The 12773-nt window shown below is 38.7% G+C and carries 9 protein-coding genes; 6 read left to right on the top strand and 3 right to left on the bottom strand.

Going from position 1 to position 12773, the window contains the following annotated elements; all coding sequences use genetic code 11:
- Positions 1 to 58: 58 nt before the first annotated feature.
- The 5 genes from AX663_RS09810 to metG all read left to right on the top strand — a co-directional run bounded on the left by AX663_RS09810 (position 59) and on the right by metG (position 6305).
- Positions 59 to 1120, top strand: a complete 1062-nt coding sequence (locus AX663_RS09810; RefSeq protein WP_060973360.1) for a PhoH family protein — start codon at positions 59 to 61, stop codon at positions 1118 to 1120.
- A 126-nt stretch (positions 1121 to 1246) separates the two neighbouring features.
- On the top strand, positions 1247 to 1945 hold the full coding sequence (locus tag AX663_RS09815) for a hypothetical protein (protein ID WP_060973378.1): 699 nt from the start codon (positions 1247 to 1249) through the stop codon (positions 1943 to 1945).
- A gap of 152 nt (positions 1946 to 2097) precedes the next feature.
- On the top strand, positions 2098 to 3183 hold the full coding sequence (locus AX663_RS09820; protein ID WP_060973361.1) for a hypothetical protein: 1086 nt from the start codon (positions 2098 to 2100) through the stop codon (positions 3181 to 3183).
- 130 nt (positions 3184 to 3313) lie between these two features.
- Positions 3314 to 4192, top strand: a complete 879-nt coding sequence (locus AX663_RS09825; RefSeq protein ID WP_060973362.1) for a hypothetical protein — start codon at positions 3314 to 3316, stop codon at positions 4190 to 4192.
- A gap of 109 nt (positions 4193 to 4301) precedes the next feature.
- Positions 4302 to 6305 carry a methionine--tRNA ligase gene (gene metG, locus AX663_RS09830; RefSeq protein WP_060973363.1) on the top strand — a complete coding sequence of 668 codons (2004 nt, stop codon included), beginning with the start codon at positions 4302 to 4304 and terminating at the stop codon, positions 6303 to 6305.
- Positions 6306 to 6510: 205 nt separating this feature from the next.
- Here metG and AX663_RS09835 read toward each other — a convergent pair whose 3' ends face one another.
- The 3 genes from AX663_RS09835 to AX663_RS09845 form a co-directional block, all read right to left on the bottom strand.
- Positions 6511 to 7356 (bottom strand): aldo/keto reductase, encoded by an 846-nt coding sequence (locus AX663_RS09835; RefSeq protein ID WP_060973364.1) that lies wholly within the window; start codon positions 7354 to 7356, stop codon positions 6511 to 6513.
- Positions 7357 to 7366: 10 nt separating this feature from the next.
- Positions 7367 to 8263: a LysR family transcriptional regulator gene (locus AX663_RS09840; protein ID WP_002885507.1), complete on the bottom strand. Its 897-nt coding sequence runs from the start codon at positions 8261 to 8263 to the stop codon at positions 7367 to 7369.
- Between the two features lie 238 nt (positions 8264 to 8501).
- The gene (locus AX663_RS09845; RefSeq protein WP_060973365.1) at positions 8502 to 9242 is read right to left on the bottom strand and encodes a CPBP family intramembrane glutamic endopeptidase; all 741 of its coding nucleotides are present in this window, start codon (positions 9240 to 9242) and stop codon (positions 8502 to 8504) included.
- A gap of 409 nt (positions 9243 to 9651) precedes the next feature.
- Here AX663_RS09845 and AX663_RS09850 point away from each other — a divergent pair, with 409 nt between their 5' ends.
- On the top strand, positions 9652 to 11589 hold the full coding sequence (locus tag AX663_RS09850) for a GbpC/Spa domain-containing protein (protein ID WP_060973366.1): 1938 nt from the start codon (positions 9652 to 9654) through the stop codon (positions 11587 to 11589).
- Positions 11590 to 12773: the final 1184 nt, after the last annotated feature.

A 12773-nucleotide genomic window follows, 5' to 3' on the forward strand; every position in this document is an offset into this window, starting at 1 on the left:
GCTTGGCGTGATTTTTTTGATATAATGGAGAAAAAGACGAAAGAAAGAGGAACTCTATTTGCAAGAGTATTCTGTTGAAATTACCCTAAATCACCCAGATGATGTCTTGTCACTTTTTGGGACCAATGAGCGCCATCTAAAACTTATCGAGGAAAACCTCAATGTTATTATTCATGCTCGAACAGAGCGTGTGCAGGTCCTTGGAGATGACGAGGAAAGTGTTGAATTGGCTCGTTTGACCATTCAAGCCCTCCTTGTTTTAGTGGAGCGTGGAATGCTAGTCAACACTTCAGATGTTGTCGCAGCCTTAACCATGGCTCAAGATGGTTCGATTGACAAGTTTGTTGCTTTATATGAAGAAGAGATTATCAAGGACAACAGTGGTAAGCCTATTCGAGTGAAGACCTTGGGGCAAAAGGTTTATGTTGATAGCATCAAAAGTCATGATGTGGTCTTTGGGATTGGTCCAGCTGGTACAGGGAAGACCTTTTTGGCGGTTACTCTTGCGGTTACAGCTCTTAAACGTGGTCAAGTTAAACGTATAGTTTTGACACGTCCAGCAGTTGAGGCGGGTGAAAGCCTTGGTTTCTTGCCTGGTGATCTCAAGGAAAAGGTGGATCCTTACCTTCGTCCAGTCTATGATGCCTTGTATCAAATTCTTGGTAAGGAGCAGACGACCCGCCTTATGGAACGTGAAATTATTGAGATTGCACCCCTCGCTTATATGCGTGGTCGTACCCTAGAGGATGCCTTTGTTATCCTTGATGAGGCACAAAATACAACCATCATGCAAATGAAGATGTTCTTGACTCGTCTTGGTTTTAATTCTAAGATGATTGTCAATGGGGACATGAGTCAGATTGACTTGCCACGTCGTGTTAAATCAGGCCTGATTGATGCCATGGAGAAATTAAAGGGAATCAAGGCTATTGATTTTGTTCACTTCTCTGCTAGTGATGTCGTACGTCACCCAGTAGTAGCTGATATCATTAATGCTTATGAAAAAGATGCACCTAAGTTTGATCTTGAGAAAAAATCAGAAGAATCAGACCAGGCTAAAGAAGTAGTATCAGGATTGACCGAATACCCAGTCATTGGTGCTGAGGATCTTAAAAAGTAAATAGCTGAAAAGAGGTTTGAGAGTATGAGTTCTCAACCTCTTTTTCTTTGGTAGTCAAGTCACAGATTTCCTCTCTATTTTTGGTAAAATAGTATTAAAGAGTAGGCTAATATGAAGGGGAGAGGTATGACTAAGGCAAAAAAATGGAAGATTGCTATCATTGTATTGCTTGGACTTGTTGCGACAGTTTTGATTGCCATAGGAGAGGGAAGATTTTGGAAGTATCAACGGAACTATATTCCAGATGGTACTTATCAGATGATAAAATACGAGGATAAATCGGCATATTCCAATGAATTGATAAATAGGACTGAGCGGGGAGAGAATAATGATAGCTTATATGAGGATTTTATAGTTGTTGAGAATATGAAATCTCAATTTTATTATGTTTTTGTGGGAGATGGGGAATCTTTTGTCTCACCATTTGAGCACGATGAAAAGCTCCCACAGACTTTTGACCCACGTACAGGGACTTTGAAACAGGATTTAACAGTTTCTGAATATAAAGCTCTAGTGATTTCTCATATTGATAAGATTTCTAAAAAGGGAGAGGAGTACTCAAACGTAAAGGAAGTATCTGTCCAAAGGTGTGTAGACGATTATAAAAAAATGTTGAAGCAAAAAAGAACTTATGAAAAGCGCCCTAATGGTCTCGTTCTGACTGTTTATACTAATGATGGACATATTGAGTCGCGTAGAACTTTTAAACGATTGAGCTCAGAGGAAGCCAAAGGGGTCAAAAGTGGTTATGATTGGGATTATGAGTATGCCTTGAAGTATTATAATTTTTCAAGGCATGATGGGGATTATCTCATCTGGCGTTGATTCACTTACCAATCAAGCACCTCTTTACTATCGAGAATCATAGCCAAATGTTTTATTAAAAAACCTTACAGTCTTTATGATAATTGTCAAATACTATTTCACCATTTATTTTGGTACAATAGAACAGTAGACCAATAAAAAAGGAGATTATTATGAACCAGCAAGAGTGGATTGAGTACTTTGAATTAGTCAACGGTCGTAAACCAACTCCCGCAGAGTTATCTCAAGCTCAAGCAGCAGGCGAGTTTATTCTTGAACGACCTAATGTTTTTAGCTCAAATGGACAAGTGGCGGAGCAAAGACCGATTAAACCAGCTGAACCTGTAATTGCTATGACGCAACAGCCTCAGTTTGCCCAACCGGCAGCAACTTTCCAACAAGTAGTACCCCCTAAAAAAGGTATGTCTAAGAAAACTAAGATTATTTTGGCATCAGTCTTAGGTTCCTTGGCAGCAATTTTACTTATCGTTGGAGGCTACTCACTATGGCGCTACCAATCAGGTAAGATTGCAGATGGAACATATGAGGTAGTTTCTTTCTCTCGTTATGATGAAGACAAAGATAAAATGGTTGATGGCATAGATGAATACAAGGACGAAGATTTGGAGTTTCAGTCTTTTGTAGTTGTAAAGAACAATCAATCTAGAACCTACAATTTAGTAGAGAGTGACAATAAATCATATGTTAGTTTGATGGACTATGAGACAGATGTTCCTCAGGTATTTGATCCGTGGAATAAAACACAAAGTCAAGTTTTAAATGCGGATCAAGTCGAAGATGTCACAAAAGACTTCATGAAAAAGATGAGAAAAGACTATTCCTTCTATACCAAAGAGGCAGCTGATAAAGTCGTTAAAAAAACAACAAGAGAATATAAAGATACCTTGAAGGAAAAACGTACTTATGTCAAGCATGGTGATGAATACACTCTGACTACTTATGATAAAAAAGGGAAGCTTCAGTCACGTATTACTTATAAACGTATGAGTAAGGGAGACGCTGAGGAGCGCTGGGATGACTATAAGGATGCCATCAAAGATTATAAGAAAGATTTGAAGACTTATAGTGATCAATATGATGACTTCAAGGATTACTATGATTATGGTTATGGCTACGATTACGGCTATGGCTATGGTAATGACTATGGTGATACCTATGGCGGATATAATGACGGTAAGAATAGTGGATCAAAATCAGATTCAAGTGATAGTAGCAAAAAATCTAGTGATAAAATTTAATTACCCTATTTCATAACAAGATGAAGTGGTACAAGAAGGAGAGCTAAAACTCCAGTCTGGTACCGCTTTTCTTTTTATGAAAATAGTCAAATAGCTTTGGAGTCTTTTTTCTGGTAGAATGGAAATATCAATGAAAAAGGGGACTTTTATGAACGAAAAAGAGTGGTTAGATTATTTCGAAACAATCAATAATCGTAAGCCGATAGAGGAAGAAATCCAACAAGCAAAAGCTAATGGGGAATTTATTTCTCAAGAGTCTAAGGACGAGGGTGTTAATCCTCAACAAGCTCAGTTGAGTGATCAAGTGACACAAGCCGTTTCACAAGTTGCTCCTGCTAAGACAGGCTTATCTAAGAAAGCTAAAATTATTATTGCTTCTGTGGTGGGAGCGATTGTCCTAGTGGCACTTTCATTTGGTGGCTATGAGTTTATGCACCTACAAGGTGGTAAAATACCTGAAGGAACCTATCAGCTTGAAACATATCGCTATTATCATAAAGATAAGAAGAAAATGGTTGATGGTATAGAATCTTTCAAGGAAAGTGGCTTAGAGCCTCATGATTTTGTTAAAGTCAAAGGGGATAATGTTAAATTCTATTTTTATACCTTAGCAGGGGGGAACAATCTAGTTGATTTTTCAGATTATGACACAGATAGATCTTACCGTCCAGACACTTGGTCTAGAACACTTAAACTAACCATGTCGCTATCTGAATATAGCAAAGTAATTAATCAAGCAGTAGATAGTCGCTACAAAATTAGTGAATATCGAACTAAAGCTGATAACGATGAAAGTAAAGAGATTTACATTAAAGCCTACAAAGAGTCTCTCGAAGAAACCGTTCGATACAAGGTTAAGGGTGATAAATTAATTGTCACTACTTATAATAAGAAAGGCAAACTTATCGAAGAAAGAAGCTTCAAACGCCTATCAGAGGATGACGTGAAGAAATTAGACTACGACTATGAACGTGATGTTAGAGCTGATAAAAAGCTCTTTCAAAACTAGTAATGTTTAAAACCAGCTAGTCTGGTTTTTTTAGTGTCCAAAACGTGCTATAATAAGATGTTATATCATCAGTGTTAGCCCATTTGTTAACACATGAAAGGAAATTAAAATGACAAAAACATTCTACATCACAACACCTATCTACTACCCATCTGGTAAATTACATATTGGTTCTGCCTATACAACCATTGCTTGTGACGTCTTGGCACGTTACAAACGTATGATGAACTACGATGTCTTCTATCTTACTGGGCTTGATGAACACGGCCAAAAGATTCAACAAAAAGCTGAAGAAGCAGGAATCACACCACAAGAGTATGTGGATGGTATGGCTGTTGGTGTTAAGGACCTCTGGCAACTTTTGGATATCTCATACGATAAATTCATCCGTACGACTGATGATTACCATGAAAAAGTTGTTGCTCAAGTTTTCGAGCATCTCTTGGAAAAAGGGGATATCTACCTTGGTGAATACTCAGGTTGGTACTCAGTTTCAGACGAAGAATTCTTCACTGAAAGTCAGTTGGAAGAAGTTTACCGTGATGAGCAAGGTAATGTCATTGGTGGGGTAGCTCCATCAGGGCATGAAGTAGAGTTGGTTTCTGAAGAATCATATTTCTTTAAACTCAGCAACTACGCAGACCGTTTGACTGCCTTCTTTAAAGAACACCCAGAATTTATCCAACCTGATGGTCGTATGAATGAAATGCTTAAAAACTTCATCGAGCCAGGCTTGGAAGATTTGGCTGTGTCACGTACAACCTTCACTTGGGGAGTAAAAGTACCGTCAGATCCAAAACACGTGGTTTATGTGTGGATTGATGCTCTTATCAACTATATCACTGCCCTTGGTTATGGTCAGGATGAGCATGGTAACTTTGATTTGTTCTGGCAAAATGATGAAAACCACGAAATTATTCACATGATTGGTAAGGATATTCTTCGTTTCCACTCAATCTACTGGCCAATCATCCTTATGGCTCTTGATTTGCCATTGCCTACACGTCTTGTTGCCCACGGTTGGTTCGTCATGAAAGACGGTAAAATGTCTAAGTCTAAAGGAAACGTGATCTATCCAGAAATGTTGGTAGAGCGTTTTGGTCTTGATCCACTCCGTTACTACCTTATGCGTAGTCTTCCTGTCGGTTCAGATGGTACCTTCACACCAGAAGACTATGTGGCTCGTATCAACTACGAGTTGGCTAATGACCTTGGGAACCTCCTCAACCGTACAGTTGCCATGATTAACAAGTATTTCGGTGGGCAAGTGCCTGCCTATGTTGAGAACGTTACAGACTTTGATGCTGATTTAGCTAAGGTTGTGGCTGAAAATATCGAAGAGTTCCACAAACAAATGAAGGCTGTAGATTTCCCACGTGCCTTGGACGCCGTTTGGAACATCATTTCACGTACCAATAAGTATATTGATGAAACAGCTCCATGGGTCCTCGCCAAAGAAGAAGGTGACAAGGAACAATTGGCAGCGGTCATGGCTCACTTGGCAGCTAGTCTTCGTGTGGTAGCCCACCTCATCCAACCATTCATGATGACAACTTCAAATGCCATCATGGAACAGCTCGGATTGTCAGGAGCGTTTGACCTTGAAAATCTTGAACTTTCAGGATTCCCAGAGAATGTGACAGTCGTTTCAAAAGGAACTCCAATCTTCCCACGTTTGGACATGGATGAAGAGATTGCCTATATCCAATCTCAAATGAACGCAGGCAAACCTCAAGAGAAGGAATGGAACCCAGAAGAGGTTGAACTTAAGTCTGAAAAAGACCAAATCAAATTTGACGACTTTGACAAGGTTGAAATCCGTGTTGCTGAAGTTAAAGAAGTAGAAAAGGTCGAAGGTTCAGACAAATTGCTCCGCTTCCGTCTTGACGCTGGCGACGGAGAAGATCGTCAAATCCTCTCAGGTATCGCTAAATTCTATCCAAACGAACAAGAATTGGTCGGCAAGAAACTTCAAGTCGTGGCTAATCTCAAACCACGTAAGATGATGAAGAAATATGTCAGCCAAGGTATGATTCTTTCCGCAGAACATGACGGCAAACTCACTGTCTTGACAGTAGATCCATCGGTTCCAAACGGAAGTGTGATTGGGTAAAATATCATATAAAAAACAGTTTATCAATTTTTTGAATTGAGAAACTGTTTTTTACTAATCTTCAGTTGTGACTAAAGCGCTTGAAACAGATCTTTGTTGAGCGCTCGGTAGTTTTGCTTCCTTAAAATCGGAAAACATCTACTCTTAAGGGAAGTCTTAAGAGGACCTAGTGTATAAGAAAACGAGTTCAGTCGAACTCGTTTTTTTATACACTATATTTCAATAAATGCTTAATGCGTTCCACACTTTCATCAGGTCCATAAGCATTTGGGTGTCGGTCTAGTTTACTGATAGCGTCAAGGTCTGCTTGGTCTAGGTGGAAGTCAAAGCTATTAAAGTTTTCCTTCATCCGTTCGATATGGGTACTCTTAGGAATGGTCAGAATGCCTTGTTGGGTTTGCCATCTGAGGATGACCTGGGCAACTGTCTTGCCATGTTTTTCAGCGATAGCAGTCAGAGTTGGGTCCTGAAAAATACCATCCTCTCCTCTATGAAAAGGAGCCCAGGCTTGCGTTAGGGTACCAAATTCCTTATCAGCTTTCTGAATCAGTTTGTGTTGTTTATAGGGATGCAACTCGATTTGATTGACTGCTGGAATTACAGGTGTCTGCAAGGCAAAATCCGCCAAACGCCCTGTTGAGAAGTTAGAAACACCAATGGCTCTAATAAGTTCTTCATGCTTAAGCTCAATCATAGCACGCCAGGCACCATGTAAGTCGCCAAAAGGTTGATGAATCAAATATAAATCAAGATAGTCAGTATCTAGTTTGCGAAGTGTTTCTTTTAGGGCTAATTTGGTATCTTCGTAGCCAAGCTGGCTAATCCAGGCTTTGCTAGTCAGGAAAATATCCTCGCGAGGGATACCAGATGCCTTAATAGCACGTCCCACGGCTTCCTCGTTACGGTAAAGACTGGCTGTATCAATCAGACGATAGCCGACAGAAAGAGCATCTTCAACGGCTTTTTGACATTCTTTTTGATCGAAAATTTGCCAGACACCAAAACCAAGGACAGGTATTTTGATGCCATTATTAAGTGTTTGAAATTCCATTTTCTTCTCCTTAGTGGTGGGGTAGTAAGCTATCCTGAATTTCCTCGATAAATGCTTGAATAATTGCGGATTGTTTCTGTTTATTATTGGTCACAAAACCCAAGGTGTGCTTTGGACTGTTCTTTAGTGGAAGTAAAACAATTTGGTCCTTAATGAAACTATTAACAATACCGAGACCAGAAGCGTAACTATCTGAGGCACAGAGCAAATTCATGACACTGCCTCGGTCATTACTGTAAATCACTTGTTGGTCAGGCAGAACCTCGAGAGGATCTTCGTCAAAATGGATTCCAGAGCTTTCTTGACGAAAGCGGACCTGTGGATATCCCTCTAAATCTTTGAGATTGAGGGATTTTTTGTGGGCTAGGGGATGTTGGCGACCTAAGAAAATCTTAGTTTCAAACTCTCCAAGTGGGGTGAAAGTCAGATCCATGTGTTGAAAACTGCGTTCTAGGATATGGTCGTTGTCTTCATCTAGATAAATAATCCCCAGGTCACTTTCGAAGCTTTCAACGCTTTTGAGAATCTTTCTAGTTGTTGTTTCAATCAGTTGAAATTCTTGATAGTCACTACGAAAACGTTGGGCAATGTGAGCCATGGGAAGTGATAAGAAATCGTAGTGGTGACTGGCAACAGTGAATGATTTCTTGAATGATTTACGGTAGCGTCCCTCTAGGAGATCTAACTCTCCAAGAATACGTTTGGCGTATTTGAGAAAATCATGACCGTCATCAGTTAGTTTGGCTCCTGTATTGGAACGCTCAAAGAGTTGGACTCCAAGTTCTTCCTCTAAATCACGGATGGATGCTGAGAGATTAGGCTGAGTCAAAAAGAGTTTTTTGGCAGCCTTACTAAAAGACCCTGTTTCAGCGATAGTCTGAACATAGCGACATTGTTGAAAATTCATAAGCATCCCCTTTGAAAAATATGATTGTAGGTCATATTATAACAAAATGAGAAGTCTAAAATCAGCAAAATTCTGATAGGAATAGATGAAGACCTGATATGAAATTTCTATGATTAAATCGTTTTTGGAGTAATAATGGAAATTGAGATAAGTTGTAAGAATGTGGTGCTGATAAATGAAAAACTGCATCCCCTGGTTAGACACCAAAAATCTAACTTGTGGGATGCAGTTTGAAATATTAGTCATTAAGATATCTAATGGCTTTCAATTTTTTAGGACGAATAAGGAAGAGTCCTAGGGCAATTAAAGGTAGCCAGAAAATGAAATGCCAGATACTTGTAGCTGGTGCAGCCTGTGTTGATTGCGAGAGAAGGACACTGGCAAAATCAACCAAACAGTGCAGAATAATAGTCCACCAGAGGCTACCAGTACGTAGGTAAATAGCAGCAAAGAATATTCCTATAGCTGTCGCATAATAAACCTGGAACAAGGTAGCGTTCAAGGGCTGGTGAGTGAGGTTTCCAAGATGGGCTAGTCCAAAAATTATGGCAGATAAGAAAACGACTCCTAAAACCTGTTTTGAAGATCTAATACCATCTTGGAAGGCGAGTTTAAGGAAAAGTCCACGAAAAAAATATTCCTCAAAAAAACCGGCTCCTAAGGCAATAACCAAGGCAGTTCCTATCATGTGAGGTGCTTTACTGATCCCAAAAGCAACCGCAGAAACATAGAAGAAATCTGCCAAAAGAAGAAACCAACAAACCCCTAAGGTTTCAGACCAACTTATCTTTTTAGTCGATTTGATCTTTAATCCAAGGCGTCTCTGTACGAGGAAATAGTATAGACACATAAGGCCAAGTGTTTTAATGAGATAAGCTATATTCTCAGGCAAAGGCTTAAGAAGCAAACGAAGTACAAGGTTTGCTAATATAAAACTAACCCCAAGAAGAATCAGCAATCTCATTTCTTTTTTTGTCATTGAAAAGTCCCCCAACTTTCTTAACATTTTTTCAAGCGTACTACGAAAAACGCTTAAAGTCAAGGTCTTGAAGGTGTTTTTTATGTGTTTTTAGTAATGAAGAGGTCACTTCATGATAACCCGAATATAGTAGAAAACATATGCTATCTTAGAAACAGTCCTTTATGAGAAAAAAATGAACGGCTGTAAGAAAGTAATAAGTGAAAACTCTATGACCCCCTTACGAATTACAATTAATTGTAAAGAAATGATTGAATTATAACAAAAGTGTGTCAAATTTTAAAAACGTGTAGCAAATATATAATATTTTTTTCAGAAAACTATTGCCAAATTTTGAAAATCAAGGTAGTATATTAAACGGTGAAGAAAATAGGTTAATAAAATGTTAACCAAGAAGGAGAAAGTGTAAATGAAAGTCAATCCATTTAAAACAACATTGTATTCAAGCGTATTGCTTGCAGGACTCGCGGCTACAAGCGTAGCAGCTGCGGATGAAGCTAAAGATGTAACAGCAACTATTGATACTGATGCAACCGTATCAAATACGACTGCAGAATCAAGTGCTAATCTTGTTAAAACAACAGGTGATGCAGCAGTTGTCACTACAGTACCTGGAACAGAAGAAAAAACTACTACTGAAACAGATACTACTGTAAAAACAACAACTAAAGCTATTGCTGAAGTTTCAAATCCTGACTTTAATAACGCTGTTGAAGCTGCAACAACGACTGCAGCAGCATCAAAAGATTCTGCTGATGTTAAAGCTGTTCAAGATCAAGCAGCTAAAGATGCTCAAGAAGCTTCAAATACAGTTGTTTCTGAAAATAAATTGACTCGTGAAGAAGCTGATGCAGCTCTTACATCTGCTAAAGCAAATGTTGTTGCAACAGGAGGATTCACAGCTACAGAAGAAGCAGGTGTTAAACACACTAGCGTCGAAGCTGCTAACAATGATAACAAAGTTCAAACAACAGCTTTGACAACTGCGGTTTCAGAATATAATCAAAAACTTGCAGATTACAAAACACAATTGGACAAATACTACCAAGACGTTCTTGCTTATGCTGCTTGGGAAAAATCATACAAGGAATATACTGGTGGAACAACAGCTCGTCTTTTGACAAAGGGCTTGGCTGAAAATGCCACTGGCTTGATTTATAAAACAGAATCTAATGCTACTATGACTGTTGAAAACTCAGCAGGTTCAGTTGACTACTTGGATAAAACAATCCAATCAGGTCACTCAGTAGATGAAATCCTTGAACAATTCAACACATCTCGTTACATTCCAAGTGACTTCAGTGCAGCTAACGGTACACAGTACACTATCAATGCTGATGGTGAATATACTGAAGATGTATGGTTGAAGATGGCTACAGGTCAAACGTTGACTGTAACATACAACAATCTAAACGGAACATCATTCAATGGTACTCCAGTTAAGAAAATCGTTGCAACTTACACTTTGGTAGAAACACCAAGTACAGATGGTTCAGCCATTGTTAAGTTGTACCACGATCCAACGAAGACACTTTTCATTGGTTCACAAACTGACGACACTAACAAAAAACTTCATGTTAAGATGAACTTGAACTTCTTTGAAACTGAGTCATCAGTGACACCACTTGATTTGTCTAAGAATGGATCAGTTTTGAGTATCTCATCACTTAACCACTGGAACACTGAGCTTGGAAACCACATTGAAAAAGTTGGTTTGAATGGTAATGAATACGTTCAAATCCCTGGTTCATCTATCACTTTGCATGAAGATGGTTATGCTTATGCAACAAATGATAACGAATTTGTGGCTAACGGTTCACGCTTTAACAGTGACTCAACAGTAGACCCAACAACTGGTGAAGTGACTGATGAAGGTTGGGATGCGATTAACCCAGATGGAACACCTCGTACGAAGAATGCCTACTATGGTGCTGCTGCAACAATCTTCAAGGGTGAACCAATGGACTTCATCGTAAGCGGAAATAACCTTAACGTTCCAACTGCTTACTGGTTCGCAACTAACTCAACAGTAGTTGTTCCTGAATTGCCAGAAGAACCAAATAAACCAGTTCTTCCAAATACTGTTTCAGCGTCAGTTACTTACCACAAAAACTTTGTATCTGTTGAAGAAACAACTGAGAAACCAAAACCTCAAGTACCAACAACTCCAACAGAACCTACACCAGGTAAACCTGTAACACCAACATCAGCACCTGTAAAAGAAGAAGCTCCAGCTCTTCCAGCTACTGGTGAAAAATCAACAGTAGCTTCTGCAGCAGCAGGTGCAGCTATGGTGACATCAGCTTTGGCCTTGTTCGGTATCTCAACTTACAAACGTAAACACTAAGATAATACATAAAAAAGCTAGGAAATTTTCCTAGCTTTTTTAGTTTGGAAGAATCAAGTTAGCTAGGAATAAGAAAGATGAAAATTTCTGACATTTAGTAAAGCTACTTGATTTAGACTCAAAAAAGAAAAAATGATATACATTTTCTAATTTTTTCAAAACTGCAAATAAGGCCTATAATATAGGCTTTTCTCTATAGTTAACCATGTAAGAAACAAGGGTCTAAATATTATTTTCAAAAAATATGAAATAAATTAATTGACAAAAAATTATAATACAGTATAATAGATTGTGTTAGGAAGAGTTTGTTTTTTGGCAGGGTGACTCCCTGGTCAAAAAAGACTAGCTTAGAATCTAGAATTCTAGGTTATCAAATTCCAATGTTTCATTGTGATGATTTAAAAAGAGAAGATTTAAACAGCAAACAAATCAGATTAATCGATTTAAAACATCAGCATCATCGTAGCGGGAGCTAGCGGTATTTTTAATCCGTGTAGAGCAAACGACAGATTCAAAAACAGCAGAATCGGTAGAGACTAATCTTCAAAAGCGAAGAGGGAAAGAAAATAAAGCAGTAACTGCTAATATACCTATCAGAAGGTGGATTAAACCTAATGACTGATAGATGGTATGTTTTGAGAGTGGCGTTTTTAGCCAATACTCTTCTAGGAAATAGTATCTTGTAAGCAGTAAGACGTTCTGCGTCAAGAAGCTAGAGGGAAAGCTTTTCAGATTGACTGACTATCAATCATAAGATACTCTTGACTAGAAACCATTTTGGACCAACACGGTTTTGCGTTTGTTGGTATTGAACTGCACCTAGGGAAATGGTGGTTCAATGTTAGTAAATAAAGACTTTACATTTCAAAAAGTCAAAAAATTGTTTTATCACAACGTGAACTCGAGGGATTAAGTTCAAGTTGAGATTCAGGAACAAAAAGGTAAGAAGCATATTGGGATGATGTTTTAGCGACGGAATTTGACTAGATGTTTGTGAGAGCATCTGTCTATGCTACATTGACTATTTTTAAAGGTCGTGTGGAATAGGAACTGTTTTCAAGGTCCTGGTACCAAGGAAAGTTGGGGGATTTTCCTTTAGGTATTGGGATTGTTGAAAAGAGATCAAATGGACTGAGCGGCACTTGTATCCCAAGGTAAGCAATACACCTATGAACCTAAGTTTC

Source organism: Streptococcus sp. CCH8-H5 (genome assembly GCF_001556505.1).
Classification (GTDB): Bacteria; Bacillota; Bacilli; order Lactobacillales; family Streptococcaceae; genus Streptococcus.

Excerpts from the sequence above, each read along its gene's own strand:
- AX663_RS09815 (WP_060973378.1), top strand. The coding sequence starts at position 1,247 with ATGACTAAGGCAAAAAAATGGAAGATTGCTATCATTGTATTGCTTGGA.
- AX663_RS09820 (WP_060973361.1), top strand. The coding sequence starts at position 2,098 with ATGAACCAGCAAGAGTGGATTGAGTACTTTGAATTAGTCAACGGTCGT.
- AX663_RS09825 (WP_060973362.1), top strand. The coding sequence starts at position 3,314 with ATGAAAAAGGGGACTTTTATGAACGAAAAAGAGTGGTTAGATTATTTC.
- metG (WP_060973363.1), top strand. The coding sequence starts at position 4,302 with ATGACAAAAACATTCTACATCACAACACCTATCTACTACCCATCTGGT.
- AX663_RS09835 (WP_060973364.1), bottom strand. The coding sequence starts at position 7,356 with ATGGAATTTCAAACACTTAATAATGGCATCAAAATACCTGTCCTTGGT.
- AX663_RS09840 (WP_002885507.1), bottom strand. The coding sequence starts at position 8,263 with ATGAATTTTCAACAATGTCGCTATGTTCAGACTATCGCTGAAACAGGG.
- AX663_RS09845 (WP_060973365.1), bottom strand. The coding sequence starts at position 9,242 with ATGACAAAAAAAGAAATGAGATTGCTGATTCTTCTTGGGGTTAGTTTT.
- AX663_RS09850 (WP_060973366.1), top strand. The coding sequence starts at position 9,652 with ATGAAAGTCAATCCATTTAAAACAACATTGTATTCAAGCGTATTGCTT.